This is a genomic window from Gammaproteobacteria bacterium, from assembly GCA_017999615.1.
Lineage (GTDB): Bacteria > Pseudomonadota > Gammaproteobacteria > JAABTG01 > JAABTG01 > JAGNLM01.
Genome location: JAGNLM010000006.1, coordinates 99,357 through 116,850 on the forward strand (window position 1 = coordinate 99,357; position 17,494 = coordinate 116,850).

9 protein-coding genes and 1 tRNA gene are annotated in these 17,494 nt (G+C 69.2%); 4 read left to right on the forward strand and 6 right to left on the reverse strand.

Features of this window, described 5'->3' with window-relative positions; translation table 11 throughout:
• Positions 1-19: 19 nt before the first annotated feature.
• The 6 genes from ppsA to glgC form a co-directional block, all read right to left on the reverse strand.
• Positions 20-2,428 (reverse strand): phosphoenolpyruvate synthase, encoded by a 2,409-nt coding sequence (gene ppsA, locus KA217_07375; GenBank protein MBP7712267.1) that lies wholly within the window; start codon positions 2,426-2,428, stop codon positions 20-22.
• A gap of 95 nt (positions 2,429-2,523) precedes the next feature.
• Positions 2,524-5,322 (reverse strand): pyruvate, phosphate dikinase, encoded by a 2,799-nt coding sequence (locus KA217_07380; GenBank protein ID MBP7712268.1) that lies wholly within the window; start codon positions 5,320-5,322, stop codon positions 2,524-2,526.
• Between the two features lie 102 nt (positions 5,323-5,424).
• Positions 5,425-7,080, reverse strand: coding sequence for a glucose-6-phosphate isomerase (pgi, locus tag KA217_07385; protein MBP7712269.1), 1,656 nt, complete (start codon positions 7,078-7,080; stop codon positions 5,425-5,427).
• A gap of 48 nt (positions 7,081-7,128) precedes the next feature.
• Positions 7,129-8,082, reverse strand: a complete 954-nt coding sequence (locus tag KA217_07390) for an ROK family protein (GenBank protein MBP7712270.1) — start codon at positions 8,080-8,082, stop codon at positions 7,129-7,131.
• Between the two features lie 71 nt (positions 8,083-8,153).
• Positions 8,154-9,638: a 4-alpha-glucanotransferase gene (gene malQ, locus KA217_07395; protein MBP7712271.1), complete on the reverse strand. Its 1,485-nt coding sequence runs from the start codon at positions 9,636-9,638 to the stop codon at positions 8,154-8,156.
• Between the two features lie 21 nt (positions 9,639-9,659).
• Positions 9,660-10,931, reverse strand: a complete 1,272-nt coding sequence (gene glgC, locus KA217_07400) for a glucose-1-phosphate adenylyltransferase (protein ID MBP7712272.1) — start codon at positions 10,929-10,931, stop codon at positions 9,660-9,662.
• A 271-nt stretch (positions 10,932-11,202) separates the two neighbouring features.
• Here glgC and glgB point away from each other — a divergent pair, with 271 nt between their 5' ends.
• The 4 genes from glgB (at position 11,203) to KA217_07420 (ending at position 16,946) form a co-directional block, all read left to right on the forward strand.
• Positions 11,203-13,047: a 1,4-alpha-glucan branching protein GlgB gene (gene glgB, locus KA217_07405; protein ID MBP7712273.1), complete on the forward strand. Its 1,845-nt coding sequence runs from the start codon at positions 11,203-11,205 to the stop codon at positions 13,045-13,047.
• Positions 13,044-14,516: a glycogen synthase GlgA gene (gene glgA / locus KA217_07410; protein ID MBP7712274.1), complete on the forward strand. Its 1,473-nt coding sequence runs from the start codon at positions 13,044-13,046 to the stop codon at positions 14,514-14,516. The genes glgB and glgA overlap by 4 nt, the downstream gene beginning before the upstream one ends.
• A 16-nt stretch (positions 14,517-14,532) precedes the next feature.
• Positions 14,533-16,746, forward strand: a complete 2,214-nt coding sequence (ppk1, locus tag KA217_07415) for a polyphosphate kinase 1 (protein MBP7712275.1) — start codon at positions 14,533-14,535, stop codon at positions 16,744-16,746.
• Between the two features lie 126 nt (positions 16,747-16,872).
• Positions 16,873-16,946, forward strand: a tRNA-Arg gene (locus KA217_07420).
• The last annotated feature ends 548 nt before the right edge of the window (positions 16,947-17,494 follow it).

A 17,494-nucleotide genomic window follows, 5' to 3' on the forward strand; every position in this document is an offset into this window, starting at 1 on the left:
CGCCCCGCCGCCCCCTCCCTCAGCGTTTCCCCGAGAGCTTCGCCTCCATGTCCAGGACCGTGCGGGTCATCGCCAGCACGCTGTCCGGGTTGAGGCTCATGGACTCGATGCCCTGCTCCACCAGCCACGCGGTGATCTCCGGGAAGTCCGAGGGCGCCTGGCCGCAGATCCCGACGTACTTGCCGTGCCGCCGGCAGGCCTCGATGGCGAGCTGCATCATCCTCAGCACCGCGGGGTTGCGCTCGTCGTAGCCGGTCAACAGACCCGAGTCCCGATCGATGCCCAGGGTCAGCTGGGTCAGGTCGTTCGAGCCGATCGAGAACCCGTCGAAGTTCTCGAGAAACTCGTCCGCGAGCATCACGTTGGCCGGGATCTCGCACATCAGGTTCACCTTGAGACCGTTCTCCCCGCGCCGCAGGCCCTGCTCGGCCATGAGGTCCAGCACGCGGCGGCCCTCCTGGGGCGTACGCACGAACGGCAGCATCAGCTGCACGTTCGTGAGGCCCATGTCCTCGCGCACGCGGCGCATCGCGGCACACTCGAGGGCGAAGCAGTCGGCGAAGGAGGACGAGGGGTACCGTGAGGCGCCCCGGAACCCGAGCATCGGATTCTCCTCGCGCGGCTCGTACGCCTCGCCCCCGATGAGCGCGGCGTACTCGTTCGACTTGAAGTCGCTCATGCGCACGATGACCGGCCTCGGGTAGAACGCGCTCGCGATGGTCGCGACCCCTTCGGCGAGCCTCTCCACGTAGAAGTCCCGCGGACTCGGGTAGCCCGCCATCCGGGGCCGGATCTGGTCCTGCAGGCCGGGGGCGAGCCGCTCGAATTCGAGCAGCGCCCGGGGATGGATCCCGATGCCGGTGTTGATGATGAACTCCAGGCGCGCGAGACCGACCCCCTCGTTCGGCAACGCGCTCGCCGTGAAGGCGAGGTCCGGGTTGCCGACGTTCAGCATGATCTTGGTCCGCGGCTTGGGGAGCTTCGAGTAGTCGACCGTGTCCAGCTGGAAGGCGAGCCGGCCGCCGTAGATGATCCCGGTGTCGCCCTCGGCGCAGGAGATGGTGACCTCCGCCCCGTCGCTCACCGCAGTGGTCGCGTCACCGGCGCCGACCACTGCCGGGATCCCGAGCTCGCGCGCGATGATGGCCGCGTGGCAGGTGCGCCCCCCGCGGTTCGTGACGATGGCGCTGGCGATCTTCATGACCGGCTCCCAATCCGGGTCGGTCATGTCCGTCACCAGCACCTCGCCCGGCTGGAGCTCTTTCATGCGGCTCGAGGAGAGGATCACCCGGGCACGGCCCGCGGCGATCTTGTGGCCCACGCTCTTGCCCCGCGCCAGCACCGGGCCCTGTTCCTTCAGGGTGTAGGTCTCCTCGACCACCCCGCCACGCACGGCGTGCACGGTCTCCGGGCGCGCCTGGACGATGAAGAGCTCTCCGGTCTCGCCGTCCTTGGCCCACTCGATGTCCATGGGGCGCGGCTGCCCCGCCTTCTCCGTGTAGTGGCTCTCGATGGCCACCGCATAGCGCGCGAGCTCCAGGACCTCGTCGTCGCTCAGCACGAACCGGCGCCGGTCGGCCTCTGCGACCGGCAGGTTCATCACCGGGTGCGGCCCGCCAGGCTCCGCGTACACCATGCGGATCGCCTTTTCGCCGCGCTGGCGCTTGACGATCGGCCGGAAGCCCTGGGCGAGGGTCGGCTTGAAGACATAGTACTCGTCCGGGTTCACGGCACCCTGCACCACGTTCTCGCCGAGACCGTAGGCGCCGGTGATGAAGACCACGTCCCGGAATCCGGACTCCGTGTCGAGCGTAAACATCACCCCGGAGCACGCCAGGTCGGAGCGGACCATCTTCTGCACGCCGATCGAGAGGGCCACGCTCATGTGGTCGAAGCCCTTGTCCTCCCGATAGGAGATCGCCCGGTCGGTGAAGAGCGAGGCAAAGACGTGGCGGGAACGCTCGAGCAACGCGTCGAGCCCACGCACATTGAGGTAGGTTTCCTGTTGCCCCGCAAACGACGCGTCGGGCAGGTCCTCCGCGGTGGCCGAGCTGCGCACCGCCACGTCGGGCTCGGGGCCGTACTCGGCGGCGAGATTCGCATACGCCAGCCGGATGTCCTCGGCCAGATCGGCCGGCAGGGTCGCCTCACGCAACCAGCCCCGGATCCGGGACCCCGTCGCCGCCAACTGGGTCACGTCGTGGACGTCGAGCGCCGCGATGGCCTCAGTGATCCGGGCAGTCAGCCCGTTCGCCTCGAGGAAATACCGGTAGGCGTCCGCGGTGATGGCGAAGCCGTTGGGAACCTTGACCCCGGTCTCGGAGAGATTACGGTACATCTCGCCCAGGGATGCGTTCTTGCCCCCCACCAGTGGGACGTCGTCAATTCCCAGCTCGTTGAAAAGGCGGATGTACTTCAGCTGCGCCATGGCGGTTCCCCCTTCGCGTCCAACCCGAAATGTCAGCACGACGCCCGCCCCCGGCGATACGGTGCGCGGGGGGCGGGCGAACGGTCCATCTCCCTCTAGGCGGCCTTGTCTCCGCCGCCCTTAGCCTTCCCTTCCAGGATCCGGGCATGGGCCGCGGCGAGACGCGCGATGGGCACCCGGGGACCGGAGCAGGACACGTAGTCGAGTCCGGTCTCGTGGCAGAAGCGGATGGACGCGGGGTGGCCCCCGTGCTCGCCGCAGATCCCGACCTTCAGTCCCGGCCGGGCACCGCGGCCCCAGTCGACGGCGAGCTGCATCAACCGCCCTACGCCTTTCACGTCCAGCACCTCGAAGGGGTTGTCCTGGAGGATCCCCCGCTCGTTGTACATGGGCAGGAACTTGTTCTCCGCGTCCTCGCGGGAGAACGAGAAGGTCGCCTGGGTCAGGTCGTTCGTCCCGAAGGAGAAGAACGAGGCCACCTCGGCCAGGTTCTCCGCACGCATGCACGCGCGCACCACCTCGACCATGGTGCCGAACCGATACCTCAGCTTCACGCCGTAGGTCTCTTCGACCGTCTTCTGCATGGCCTCGGCGTAGCCCTTCACGAGCTTCAGCTCCTGCGCCGTGCAGACCTGCGGCACCATGATCTCGGGCTGGACGTCGATGCCCTCCCGGGTGCACTCGGCCTCCGCCTCGAGCAGGGCGCGGATCTGCATCCTGTAAATCTCGGGGTAGGTGATTCCGAGACGCACGCCCCGGTGCCCGAGCATGGGGTTCACCTCGCGCAGCGCCCGCACCTTCTGCAGGATCGCCTCCTTGCGGGTGATGACGTTGTCCACCAGGCGCGTGTCGCCCAGCTCGTAGACCGTCGCCGGGAGCGAGGCGCTGACGCCCGCCGCTCCGCTCCCCGCGAGGAGCTTCACGGTCTCCGCCAACACCTCCATCCCCTGGAACGCCTCGCGCAGGTGGCGCAGGTGCTCGATGTCCTCGAGGAGCTCCTGCTCGGACGGGAGGAACTCGTGGATGGGCGGATCGAGGAGGCGGACCGTCACCGGCCGCGGCGCCATGATCTGGAACAGGGCCTTGAAGTCCGCGCGCTGGATCGGCAGCAGCCGGTCGAGGGCGGCCTGCCGCTGCTCCTGGGTGTCCGCGACGATCATGTCGAGGACGATCGGCAGGCGGTCCGTCGCGTTGAACATGCGCTCCGTGCGGCAGAGCCCGATCCCCATGGCCCCGTATCTCAACGCCCGCGCCGCGTCGTCCGGCGTGTCGGCATTGGCCATCACCTTGAGGCGCGAAGCCCTGTCCGCCCACCCGAGGAGCGTCACGAGCTCGGGCGAGAAGTCCGCCTCGACCATCGGCACCTCCCCGGCGTAGATGTTGCCGGTGGTGCCGTCGATGGTGATGACGTCGCCCTCCTTGATCACCGTCTCGCCCGCGAACGCCTTGCGTAGCTGGACGTCGACGTGGATGCCCTCGGCGCCGGCGACACAGGGCTTGCCCATGCCCCTCGCGACGACCGCCGCGTGCGAGGTCTTGCCTCCGCGGGAGGTCAGGATCCCCTGAGAGGCGAAGAACCCGTGAATGTCCTCGGGCTTCGTCTCTTCGCGCACGAGGATGACCTTGAACCCCTGCTTACCCAGGGTCTCGGCGCGGTCCGCGTCGAACACCGCCTGCCCGCTCGCGGCTCCCGGCGAAGCCGGCAGCCCCGTGGCGAGCGCCTTACCCCTGAACTTGGGGTCGAGGCGCGGGTAGAGCATCTGCTCCAGGTGCTGGGGGTTGACCCGCAGCAGGGCCTCCTCCTCGGTGAGGAGCCCCTCGCGCTGCATCTCCACGGAGGTGCGCACAGTGGCGCTCGCGTTCATCTTGCCGTTGCGGGTCTGCAGGCAGTGGAGCGTGCCCTTCTCGATGGTGAACTCGAAGTCCTGCACTTCCCGGTAATGGCTCTCGAGCTTGCCGCGCAGCTCCAGCAGCTGGCGGTAGAGGTCCGGCATCTCGTCGGCCATGTCGGCCAGGGGCTTCGGGGTGCGGATGCCGGCCACCACGTCCTCGCCCTGGGCGTTCGTCAGATACTCGCCGTAGAGCGCGTTCTCCCCGTTCGCGGGGCTGCGCGTGAAGCCCACGCCGGTCGCGCAATCGTTGCCCATGTTGCCGAAGACCATCGTCACCACGTTCACCGCGGTGCCGTTCGCCATCTCGGGCGTGATGCGGAATTCGCGCCGGTAGTCGATGGCGCGCTTGCCCATCCAGCTGTTGAAGACCGCCTTGATGGCGATATCGAGCTGCTCGTAGGGGTCGTCCGGGAACGCCCTGCCGGTCTGGGTGCGCACCACCTGCAGGAAGCGCTCACCGATCTCCTTCAGGTGCTCGGCCTTCAGGTCCACGTCTTCCTTCACGCCGGCCCGGTTCTTGACCGTCTCGAATTGCTTGTCGAAGAACTCGTCCGGCACGCCGAGGGCGACCTTGCCGAAGAGCTGCACGAAGCGCCGGTAGGCGTCGTAGCCGAAGCGCTCGTTGCGGGTCTGCGCGATCAGCCCGGCGAGCGTCACGGGGTTGAGCCCGAGGTTCAGGATGGTGTCCATCATCCCGGGCATGGACATCGCCGAGCCGGAGCGCACGGACACGAGCAACGGATTCTCGCCGCTGCCGAACCCCCGGCCCGTCTTCTCCTCGAGCGCGGCTATGTGCGCGTGGACCTCGTCCATCAGGCCCGCCGGCAGCTGGCGTTCCGCGTGATCGAGGTAGGAGAGGCAGGCATCGGTCGTGATGACGAAGCCGGGCGGGACCTTCAATCCAATCTGCGTCATCTCGCAGAGATTCGCACCCTTGCCACCCAGGAGGTGCTTGTTCTTGCCGTCGCCCTCCTCGAACCCGAACACCCACTTCTTGCTCATCTCGGTCGTCCCTTAGATTGTTGGATTCAATGTGTCCCGCCGAATGCTCTCGAATGGCGCACGGCGGCTTCTCGACCGGCCGTCACCATACTTCCCCCGGGGCTAACGCGCCAGCGGCCTGCGCCGCCGGACCAGGGCGATGAGTCCCGCCGTGGAGGCGTCGTGACCGCTCACCTGGGCCCCCGGGAGGAGCTCGGGCTGAATGACCCGAGCCAACCGCTTGCCAAGCTCGACACCCCACTGGTCGAAGGCGTTGATCCCCCAGACCACGCTCTGCACGAACACCTCGTGCTCGTAGAGCGCGACCAGCGCCCCCAGGACCTCGGGGGTCAGGCGCTGATAGACGAGGGTCGTGGTCGGCTGATTCCCCGGGAGCACCCGATGGGGCACCGCCCCGTCGAGGGCCTCCCCGGCCAGCCCGGCCCTGGCGAGCTCCGCCCGCGCCTCCTCTTCCGAGCGCCCCCGCATCAACGCCTCGGTCTGGGCCAGGGCGTTCGCGAGCACCCCCTCCTGGTGCCCTGGCAGCTCGTGCTGGGCCTCGACGGCCACGATGAAATCGGCGGGCACCAGGCGCGTACCCTGATGGAGGAGCTGGTAGAAGGCGTGCTGGCCGTTGTTGCCCGGGGCGCCCCAGACCACCGCCGAGGTCTGCCGGCCCACCGGCAGCCCGTCGCGCGTGACGCGCTTCCCGTTGCTCTCCATCTCCAACTGCTGCAGGTACGCGGGCAAGAGCCGCAGGGCGTAGTCGTACGCAAGCACGGCGTGGGTCGGCGCGCCGAAGAGGTTCGCGTACCAGACCCTCAGCAGCCCCAGGATGGCCGGCAGGTTCTCCCCCCAGGGGGCCGTGCGGAAGTGCTCGTCCATGGCGTGGGCCCCGGCCAGGAAGCGCTCGAAGCGGTCCATCCCCACCAGGATCGCCACCGGCAGGCCGATGGCCGACCACACCGAGTAGCGCCCTCCCACCCAATCCCAGAAACCGAACATGTTCTCCGGGTCGATCCCGAAATCCCGCACCCGCTCCTCGCTCGTGGACACCGCGACGAAGTGCCGCGCCACCGCCCGCTCGTCGCCCAGCCGGGAGACGAGCCAGGCACGCGCCGAACGGGCGTTGGTAAGCGTCTCCTGCGTCGTGAAGGTCTTGGACTCGATGACGAAGAGCGTCGTCTCGGGGTCCACCCTCGCCAGGGTCTCGGCCAGGTCGGTGCCGTCCAGGTTCGAGACGAAGTGCCCCGTGAGGTCGGGCCGGCCGTACGCCGCGAGGGCGGTCGCCACCATGGCCGGGCCGAGGTCCGAGCCCCCGATGCCGATGTTGACCACGGAACGGATGGCCTTGCCGGTGTAGCCCTTCCAGTCACCGTGGCGTACCGCCTCCGACAGCCGGGCCATGCGGGCCAGGACCTCGTTCACCTCGGGCATGACGTCCTGGCCCTGCACTACGATCGGCCGGTTGCCGCGGTTGCGCAGCGCCACGTGCAGGGCCGCCCGGCGCTCGGTGCCGTTGACGGGGTGGCCTGTGAACATCCGTTCCACCCAGCCCCGCAGGTCCACCGCGTCGGCGAGCCGCCCGAGCAGACCCAGCGTCTCCCGCGTGAGCCGGCCCTTCGAGAAATCCATGAAGATCCCGCAGGCCTCCACGGAGAGCTCGGCGAAACGACCCGGGTCCCGCGCGAAGAGCTCCCGCAGGTGCAGACCCTCGATCTCCCCGTAATGGGCCTCGAGCGCCGCCCAGGCCGACCTCACCTCCGCTCCCTCGCGCATGGAAACCTCGCGTCGGGGGCGACGCTCGCCCCTCGATTACACCTTACGTTATGTTCCTATCGTTCTATTATTGCTCAACTTACTATCACGGACACCATCGGCCAGCAGGGCCGCGCCGACGATGCCGGCCTGGTCGCCCGCCCGGGACAGCTGCACGGTCAGGCGTCCACGCAGGACCGGGATCAGGTCGGCGTTCATGCGGAACGAGAAGGAGGGCTCCATCCACTCCCAGGCCCCGGCGAGCCCCCCACCCACCACCAGATCTCCGACGTCGGCGACCTTCAGGATATGCGCCATCGCGCGGCCCAGCATCTCCCCCGCAAGGGCTAGTGCATCCCGAGCCTGGGCGTCCCCCTCCCCGGCCAGGCGGGCGATCTCGTGGGCCTCGAGCTCGCGCCCCGTCGCCTCCCGATAGGACAGGATCACTCCACTCGCGGAGGCGTAGCGCTCGAGGCAACCCCGGTTGCCGCACCCGCAGCTCCGCCCGCCGGGGACCAGGGTGAGGTGCCCCACCTCCATCGCGACCCCGTGACTGCCGCGGTACGGGCGCCCCTCCAGGATGAGTCCCCCACCGACCCCCGTGCCAAGCCCGACGTAGGCGAGGCTCGGGGGTCGGCGCGGGTGCAACGCCCACTCACCGTACGCCGCCGCGAGCGCGTCGTTCTCCACCACCACTGGAACCGACCAGGCCGCGGACAGTGGGGTCACCAGGTCGGCGTCCCCCACGCCCGGGATGTTCGGCGAGCTGACGAGACGGCCGCTCGCCGGGTCGAGGAATCCCGGGATCGCGAGTCCCACCCCGACCACCTCCGGGAACCGTGCCAGGGCGCCGGATACGGCCTCGGCGAGCACTCCCAGCACGTGGGCGAGGGAGCCCCCCGGGTCCTCGGGACGGCAGACCCGGGCGAAGTGCGCCGCGATGCGCGCCTCCCAGACGACTTGCAGCCCGTCGACGACCCCGACGCGCACGTGGGTGCCCCCGACGTCGACGCCCACCCGCAACGTGCGCCCCCCCGTCATCGAGTGATCTGCCCGCCCGTCGTCATGGTCCCGTCCCCGACCACCCCTCCCGCTCAGACACGCCCGTACATCTCGAGGAGCCGCCGGTACAAGCGCTCCGTCCCCGGCGCCAGCCCCTCCCAGGTGAACCGCCAGCGCCAGTTCCGGGGCGTGTGCGTGCCGGGCACGTTCATGCGGTGCTCGGAGCCGAGCCCCAGCAGATCCTGCATGGGCAGGACCGCCATCCTGGATACCGACGCGAGCGCTGCGCGGCACAGGGCCGCCGGCATGGCGTCGGCCGCGCAGCCCAGGTACTCGAGCACGTAGTCGCGAGTGGCCTGGTCCAGGGAGTGGAACCACCCGAGCGTGGTGTCATTGTCGTGGGTGCCGGTGTACACCACCGCATTCACCGGAAGGTTGTGCGGCAGGTACGGGTTGCCGGAGCCTCCCCCGAAGGCGAACTGCAGCACCTTCATCCCCGGCAGGCCGAATCGGTCACGGAGCTCTTCCACTTCGCGCGTGATGAACCCGAGGTCCTCCGCCACGAGCGGAAGGCGCCGGAACACCTCCCGCAGCCGGTTCAGCAGGGCTTCCCCGGGGGCCAGCACCCACCGTCCCGCCACTGCGGTCTGCTCCCTGGCCGGGATCTCCCAGAAGGCCTGCAGGCCACGGAAGTGGTCGATGCGCAGGAGGTCGAACTGCTCCAACTGAGTCCGCAGGCGCTCCACCCACCAGGAGAAGCCGTCGGCCTGCAGACGGTCCCAGTCGTACTGGGGATTGCCCCAACGCTGGCCCGTCGCGGAGAAGTAGTCGGGCGGAACCCCCGCGACGACCGTCGGTCGGCCTTCCGAATCGAGCCGAAACCACTGCCGGTACGCCCAGACGTCGGCGCTGTCCTCGGCGACATACAGGGGGATGTCCCCGAACACCCGCACGCCACGCTCGTTGGCGTAGCGGCGCAGGTCGCCCCACTGACGGTAGAAGACGAACTGCTCGAAGCGCCGCTGGTCCACGGCGTCCCCGTAGGTCGCGAGAGCCTCCTCGAGCGCTGCGGGAGCCCGGTCCCGCAGCCCGGCCGGCCACTCCCACCAGGGACGCCCGCCCTGGGCCTCCCGCAACGCCTGAAAGAGGGCGTGGTCGTCGAGCCAGTAGCGGTGGCGCTCGGCGAAGCCCCGGCACTCGCGCCGGGACTCCTCGTGTCCCCCCGAGCGGTGCGCCCGGTAGGCCTCGCCCAGACGGCGGCGCCGATAGGCCTCGGGCAGCTCCCCCGGCCGGGGCCCTCCGTCGGGCACGAGCAGGCCGTCCGCCACCAGGCGGTCGAGGCTCACCAGGAGCTCGCTGCCCGCGTGTGCGGACTGGCAACGATAGGGCGAGCCCTCGTCGTGGGTAGGCCCCAGGGGCAGCGTCTGCCAGACCGTGAAGCCGGCGGCTTGCAGGAAGTCGACCAGGCGAAAGGCGTCCGGGCCCAGGTCACCGTTTCCGTGCCCTCCGGGCAGGGAGGTCGGATGCAGCAGCACCCCGGCACACCGGCGAGCGAGGGGAGACGCACCCCCGCTCATGGCGTATCCCCCGCAGGCCGGCTAACGGACACGGTGGATCTCTTGCCCCAGCATCTCCGGCGTGACAAGGACCACCCCGCCCTCGGTCACGTAGTAACGCTCCGCGTCCTTCTCGGGGTCCTCCCCGATGACCGTGCCTGGGGGGACGATGCAGGCGCGGTCGAGAACCGCCCGCCGGATCCGACAGTGGCGCCCGATCTCGACATCGGGCAGGACGACCGTATCCTCGATTCGCGAGTACGAGTGCACCAGCACGTTCGAGAACAGCAACGACCGCCGCAAGTAGGCACCCGATATGATGCAGCCCCCGGAGACCATCGAGTCCACCGCCATCCCCCGGCGATCCTCGTCGTCGAACACGAACTTCGCCGGCGGCAGCTGAGCCTGATGGGTCCAGATGGGCCAATCCTTGTCGTAGAGGTTGAGCTCGGGGCTGACGCTGACGAGCACCATGTTCGCCTCCCAGAAGGCGTCTACGGTTCCCACGTCGCGCCAGTATCCCTGTCGCCCCGTCTGGACGTCACGGAAGGGGTAGGTCATCACCCGGTACTCCTTCAGCACCGAGGGGATGATGTCCTTGCCGAAGTCGTGGCTCGAGGAGCGCCGGTCCGCGTCCTGGATCAACTGATCGAAGAGGAAGGCGCGGTTGAAGACGTAGATCCCCATGGATGCGAGGGCCACGTCCGGCTTGCCAGGAACCGGTGTGGGGTGGGCGGGCTTCTCCTGGAATTCGACCACCCTTCCCTCGGCGTCGCTCGTCATGACACCGAACTCGCGGGCCTGCTCGACCGGCACTTCGATACAACCGACCGTCATGTCCGCGCCCGACTCGACGTGGTACGCGACCATGGGGCCGTAGTCCATCTTGTAGATGTGGTCACCGGCCAGGACCAGAACGTACTTGGGGTTGTGGTCGCGGATGATGTCCAGGTTCTGGTAAACGGCGTCGGCCGTTCCCTGGTACCACGCGGTTTCCTGCACGCGCTGCTGGGCGGGCAGGAGCTCCACGAACTCGCCGAACTCACCGCGCAGGAACCCCCAACCATGCTGGACGTGCAGGAGCAGCGAGTGCGCCTTGTACTGGGTGAGCACGCAGACCCGGCGGATTCCGGAGTTCATGCAGTTCGAGAGCGGGAAGTCGATGATGCGGAACTTCCCGCCGAAGGGGGTCGCGGGCTTCGCCCGCCAGAGCGTCAGGTGCTTGAGACGCGAGCCGCGTCCGCCTGCCAGGATCAGGGCCAGAGTGTCGCGGGTGAGACGGCTGACGAAACGAATTGAGTCGGTGGAAGGCATGCTACCTCCGGTCGCCCGATCGGGCCCTACTCGCAGGGTCCAGCCCGGTCCTCCCTGACCGGCCCTCCCTTGGTCGCCGCGGCCTTATGTTACCATCCCGGCGACTGCACTCAATGCGAGGTCCGCGCCGTTGCGGCCGCGGTCCTCCACGACCACGGCGCCGACGATGTCCTCCCACGAACAGCCGCCAGTGCGCACGTTCCAAGGCGCCGTCTCGCAGGCAGCTCAGGTCCCCCCCGCAATCCCCCTCTCCGACCTCCGCGACTTCCTCTTGGGACAGCACCGCAGGGCGCACCGCATGCTCGGCGCGCACCTCGCTCGCGTGGGCGCCGCCGACGGGGTCCTGTTTTCGGTGTGGGCACCGGGAGCGGAGGCGGCGAGCGTGGTCGGCGATTTCAACGGCTGGAAACCCGGTGTCCAGCCGATGCGCCGGTGCCAGGACTCGGGCGTCTGGGAGTCGTTCGTCCCCGGTCTTGCACCGGGCGCTCGCTATCGATTCGCTCTGCGCACGGCAGCGGGGCCATGGATCGAGCGCCTGGACCCCTTCGCCACGCAGTGGGCGGCGCCCGGCTCCGGCATCGCGGTGGTGCGTGACCCTCAGCCTCAAGCCTGGCAGGACGAAGGCTGGATGAGCGCCCGCGCCGCCCGCGGCTGGCTGCGGGAGCCGATCGCCATCTTCGAGGCCACCCCGGGGGCCTGGGGCTGCGAGGCGGATGGCCGCCCACTCGGGTACCGGGCCCTTGCGGACCGACTGGTACCCCAGGCCGCAGCGCTCGGCTTCACCCACGTCGAGCTCGCCGGAGTCGCCTGCAGTGAGCAGGGGGGACGCCCCGCCACGGATACGCCGTTCACCCCCTCGCCGCGGTTCGGGACCACGGAAGACTTCCGCTACTTCGTGGACCGCTGCCACGGGCACGGGATGGGCGTCCTGGTCGATTGGCCGGCAGTCTTCGTAGCCCGCGAGCTCACGCGATTCGATGGCAGTGCACTGTTCGAGCAGGCGTCTGCCGGCGCGGAGAGAGTGGAGCCCCGGTCAGCGGCCACGTTCGACTTCGGGCGCCTGGGCGTTCGCAGCTTGCTGCTCTCGAGCGCGCTCTTCTGGCTGCAGGAGATGCACCTGGACGGCCTGCGGCTGCCGGCCCTGGCGAGCGCCCTGTATCTCGACTACGAGCGCGGTGAGGGCGCGTGGACCCCGAACAAATACGGTGGAAGCGAGAATCTGGACGCGATCCAGTTCCTGCGCGAGCTGACCGAAATGGTGCGAACGGAAGTTCCGGGCAGCCTGATGGTGGCGGAGGAGCCGACGGGCTGGCCCCAGTTGACGCGTCCGCCGTGGCTCGGCGGGCTCGGTTTCACGTTGCGCTGGAGCAGCGGTTGGATGCACGACACCCTGGAGTATTTCGCCAAGGACCCCGTCTACCGCCACTATCATCACGACATGCTGACGCTGAGCCCCATGCACACGTTCGGGGAGAACTACGTGCTGCCGCTGAGCGGCGAGGAGATGACCGGTCCCCAGGGGGCGCTCTGGAACCGGATGCCCGGCGACACATGGCAGCGCCTCGCCAACGTCCGTCTTCTCTACACCTACCTGTGGACCTTCCCGGGCAAGAAGCTCCTCTTCATGGGCGGGGCTCCCGGGCAAGCGGGCAGCTGGGACGCGATGACCGGGCAGTCCGGCGGATACGTCGCGGGCCCTGACCCCGAAGGCCTGCGGGCGCTGGTGCGCGATCTGAATCACCTCTACCGTGACTCACCCCCGTTGCACCGCCAGGAGCTCAGCCAACGGGGCTTCGAGTGGATCGACCGCCACGACGCGCCCCAGTCCATCATCGCGTACCTGCGCCGGGACGGCGACTCGGTGATGGTCGTCGCACTGAACTTCACCCCCGTCCCCCGCCACCCATACCGGATCGGAGTCCCCTTCCCCGGCGTGTACCACGAGGTCCTCAACTCCGACTCCGCCTATTACGGGGGAAGCAATCTCGGGAACATGGGAGACCTGCGCGCGGAAGCGGTACCCTGGATGGGTCGACCCTACTCGGTCAACATCATGCTCCCACCCCTCGGGGGTGTCGTCCTGAAGCCCGCTGGAGACGAGGCGCCGCGCCAGTGAACCACACCGATCCCCTCCGCGTGCTCTTCGCGGCCTCCGAGGTCCAGCCACTCGTCAAGACCGGGGGGCTTGCGGACGTCTCCGGCTCGCTGCCGCCGGCGCTGCGCCGGGCGGGCGTCGACGCCCGCGTCCTGCTGCCCGCCTACCCGGGCGTCATCGAACAGATCGCGGGTGAGCCGGTCGGTGGCGAGCTCAAGCCCCTGCCCCACTGGCCCTTGGCCCGGCTCTATCAGGGAACGCTCCCGGGCGACGACACCCCCGTGTACGCCCTGGCCTGTCCGGCCCTGTACGAGCGCCCCGGCGGTCCCTACGTGGACCCCGATGGCCGGGACTGGCCCGACAACGCCCTGCGCTTCGGCATGCTGTCCCGGGTCGCCGCCCTCTTCGGCTGCGAGGGTGGGCTCGCGCACTGGTTCGCCGACGTCATCCACGCGAACGATTGGCAGACCGGCCTGTCGGCCGCCCAACTGGCCTACATGCCGGAGGCGCGGGCGCGGATCGTCCTCACGGTCCACAACATCGCGTTCCAGGGCAACTTCCCGCGCGAGACGCTGACCGACCTTGCCCTCCCACCGTTGAGCTTCGGGCTGAACGGCGTGGAGTACTTCGGGCGCGTGTCCTTTCTGAAGGCCGGTCTCGTCTATGCCGACCACATCGTCGCGGTGAGTCCGACCTACGCCCAAGAGGTCCAGACCAGCGCCTTCGGGAGCGGGATGGAGGGAGTCATCGCCGCGCGCCGGGACCGGCTGAGCGGGGTGCTGAACGGGATCGACGTGCGAGCCTGGGACCCCGCCCGGGACCCGCACCTGCCCCAGCCGTACGGGCCCGACAGCCTGGACGAAAAGGCGGTGAACCGGCACGCCCTGCAGGAGCGCTTCGGCCTCGCTCCGGACCCTGCCCAGGCGGTGCTCGGAATGGTCACGCGCCTGACCTGGCAGAAGGGCGTGGACCTGGTCCTGGAGCTCCTTCCCACCCTGCTCCGCCAGCCGGTCCAGGTCGTGCTCCTGGGGGCTGGGGACCGGGCCTACGAGGCTCGCTGGCGGCGGGCCGCCGAGGACTTCCCGGGCCGCGTCGGGGTGCTCATCGGCTACGACGAGCCGCTCGCTCACCTCGTGGAAGGGGGGGCGGACGCCTTCCTGATGCCGTCGCGGTTCGAGCCCTGCGGGCTGAACCAGATGTACAGCATGCGCTACGGCACACCGCCCATCGTGCGCCAGACCGGCGGGCTCGCCGACTCCGTGGTCGACACCACGCCCGCGACCCTCGACGACGGCACGGCCACCGGGTTCGTGTTCCAGGGAGCCACCGAGGTGGAACTGCTGGCCGCGATCCATCGGGCCCTCCTGGCGCAGCGCGACCGCGCCAACTGGCGCGCCGTGCAGCGCAACGGGATGTCCGCCGACTTCAGCTGGGACCGCAGCGCCGCCGAATACGTGGCGCTGTACCACCACGTTCTCTCCAGTCACTGATCACGGCACGACGACCATGCCCAAGAAAACCGCCGCCCCTGCGTCCAAGCCCCTTCCCCCGTCCCCCGCTACCGACTCCGCAATCGCAACCGCACCAGCAGCGGCACCCGCGCCGGAGGTCGACCTGCAGGCGCCCGGCGTCTTCCTGAACCGGGAGCTCACCTGGCTCGAGTTCAACCGCCGCGTGCTGCACGAGGGGATGGACGAACGCACGCCACTCCTGGAGCGCGTGAAGTTCGCGGCCATCGTCAGCTCGAACCTCGACGAATTCTTCATGAAGCGGATCGGCGGGCTCAAACAGCAGGTGGGAGCGGGCCTCCAGGACCTGAGCGCCGACGGGCGCACTCCGCAGCAGCAGATCGAGGCGAGCTACGCGGTCATCCGCGAGCTCGAGGCGCAGCGTGACGCGCTCGTCCCGGCACTGCTGAGCCAGCTCGAGGCGCACGGGGTGTTCCTCCTCGAATACGACCACCTCACGGACGGCGAAAAGGAGGCTCTGCGCCAGGACTACCTCCAGAACATCTTCCCGCTCGTCACCCCGCAGGCCATCGACCCGGCGCACCCCTTCCCGTTCATCTCGAACCTGTCCCTGAACCTGCTGGTGACGCTGCGCTACCCGGACGGCGATCTCTCCCTTGCGCGCGTGAAGGTGCCGGTCGGGTCCGGCATTCCCCGCTTCCTGCGTCTGGAAGGGGGTCTGCGCTTCGCCACCCTCGAGGACGTCATGTCCCACAACCTGGACCTGCTCTTCCCAGGGATGGAGGTGGTGGCGGTCGAGCCGTTCTTCGTGACCCGCAACGCCAACACCGAGCGCAACGAGGAGGACGCGGACGACCTGATGTCCCTCATCGAGAGCGAGCTTCGCGACCGCAAGTTCGCCTCCATCGTTCGGGTCCAGGTCAAGCCCGGAATGGACCCGGTCCGTCGTGGGATGCTCGGCGCCGAGCTGCGCCTGAACAGCGAGGCGGACATCTTCGAGACCGACCGCATGATGGCGCCGCGCCACCTGTTCGAGATTGCGGGCATCGAGATCCCCGCGCTGCACGACGCCCCGCATCGCCCCATCGACCACGCAAAGCTGCAGGGCACCCGCAGCATCTTTCACATCATCCGCGAGAACGGCTCCCTGCTCCTGCAGCACCCCTACGAGTCCTTCAGCACCTCGGTGGAGCGGCTCCTCGCGGAGGCGAGCCGCGACCCCAAGGTGCGCGCCATCAAGATGACCCTCTACCGCACGTCGAGCCGCACGAAGGTGATCGACTACCTGATCGACGCGGCGGAGAACGGCAAGCAGGTGGCCGTCGCGGTGGAGTTGAAGGCGCGGTTCGACGAGGCCGCCAACATCCGCTGGGCCAGCCGGATGGAGGAAGCCGGCATTCACGTGACCTACGGTGTGGTGGGGCTGAAGACCCACAGCAAGGTCGTCCTGATCGTGCGCCGCGACTACGGCGGGCTGCGCCGCTACGTGCACATCGGAACGGGCAACTACAACGCCGACACCGCGCGGATCTACTCCGATCTCGGGCTGATGACCTGCGACGAGGACATCGGCCACGACGCGACCGAGCTGTTCAATTTCCTCACCACCGGCTACACGCCGAACCGGCGTTACCGCAAGCTCCTGCCCGCGCCGAAGCAGTTGAAGAAGGCCCTGCTCGCCAAGATCGACCGGGAGATCGAGCTCCAGGGCCGGGGGCAGCAGGGGCACATCCAGTTCAAGATGAACGCGCTGGAGGACACCGACATCGCCCGCTCCCTCTACCGGGCCAGCCTCGCGGGCGTCAAGGTCGACCTCATCATCCGGGACACCTGCCGGGTCCGCGCCGGGGTGCCGGGGCTTTCGGAAAACATCCGGGTGGTCAGCATCGTCGGACGCTTCCTCGAGCACGCCCGAATCTATTACTTCCGAAACGGCGATGACGAGGAGTACTTCATCGGCTCCGCCGATTGCATGAGGCGCAATCTGGAGCACCGGGTCGAGGTGGTGACCCCCGTGGAGGATCTCGCGCATCGCGCCACGCTCCGCACCATCCTCGACATCCAGTGGAACGACCAGCGCAGCGCCTGGGAAATGCAGCCCGACGGCGGCTACGTCCAGCGCCGCGGGCCGGAGGACGCAAAGGGCTCCCACGAGCAGTTGGTCGAGATGGCCGAGAAGCGGCAACGCGACGCCCGGGCCCTGCGCAAGCGGCGCACCGACGCGCTCCTGCGCCGCGCGACCCGCCGCTGACGACCGGGGCCGAGCGCCGCCACCGCCAGCTCGCCCCTCCCGGGGCGCGCGCGGCTGCGCCGGGGGCCACGCCGGTTGATATACTGGTCAGGTGCCGGAGCGGCGGTCTTCCGGCGCATCCCCCACGCCCCGGTAGCTCAGGTGGATAGAGCGTCCCCCTCCTAAGGGGAAGGTCACAGGTTCGACTCCTGTCCGGGGCGCTTACTAAACAGGTGGTTAGGCTGAATTTTCCCGAAGGGGGAACGGTCGAGGGTTCTAGGGGATCCACAGGGGATCCAGCGCAGGCCGCCCGCCCCCTCTGCACACAACCCGCCCCGCCCGTGTGCAGTCGCCCGCCCGTTACGCGGCAACGGTCCCCGCCGGCGACCCTCTCCCACGCGCCCGCGCGCGCGTGGGGTGGCCGGCCTGCAGGGTGGTCGCCAGACGCTTGTTGAACGTCGCGCCCGCGCGCGCGTGGGGTGGCCTCCAGACGCAGAAAGGCCCCGGCCAGTTGCCTGGCCGGGGCCTCGGGGTAGCGGGTGCTAGTCGAGCTCCACAGGCGGCAGGGCGGCACCTTCGACAGAAAGCACCCCGGGGGGTGCCCGGGGTGAACGCAGGGGAGGGCCGCCGCTTAGCCCGCGGCGGTGGGCGTGAACTGTCCGGCCGGTGCGACCCCCGGGCCCGGCCGGGGGCTCCGGGGGGCCAGCCGCGGCGCCCGAGGTAGGGTGCGCCCGCCAGCACTCGCGGTTGCTTGGTCCGAAGCGGGTGA

What these genes read in the sequence shown, in the direction of transcription:
- ppsA (MBP7712267.1), bottom strand. Translation starts at nt 2,428, where the DNA reads ATGGCGCAGCTGAAGTACATCCGCCTTTTCAACGAGCTGGGAATTGAC.
- KA217_07380 (MBP7712268.1), bottom strand. Translation starts at nt 5,322, where the DNA reads ATGAGCAAGAAGTGGGTGTTCGGGTTCGAGGAGGGCGACGGCAAGAAC.
- pgi (MBP7712269.1), bottom strand. Translation starts at nt 7,080, where the DNA reads ATGCGCGAGGGAGCGGAGGTGAGGTCGGCCTGGGCGGCGCTCGAGGCC.
- malQ (MBP7712271.1), bottom strand. Translation starts at nt 9,638, where the DNA reads ATGAGCGGGGGTGCGTCTCCCCTCGCTCGCCGGTGTGCCGGGGTGCTG.
- glgC (MBP7712272.1), bottom strand. Translation starts at nt 10,931, where the DNA reads ATGCCTTCCACCGACTCAATTCGTTTCGTCAGCCGTCTCACCCGCGAC.
- ppk1 (MBP7712275.1), top strand. Translation starts at nt 14,533, where the DNA reads ATGCCCAAGAAAACCGCCGCCCCTGCGTCCAAGCCCCTTCCCCCGTCC.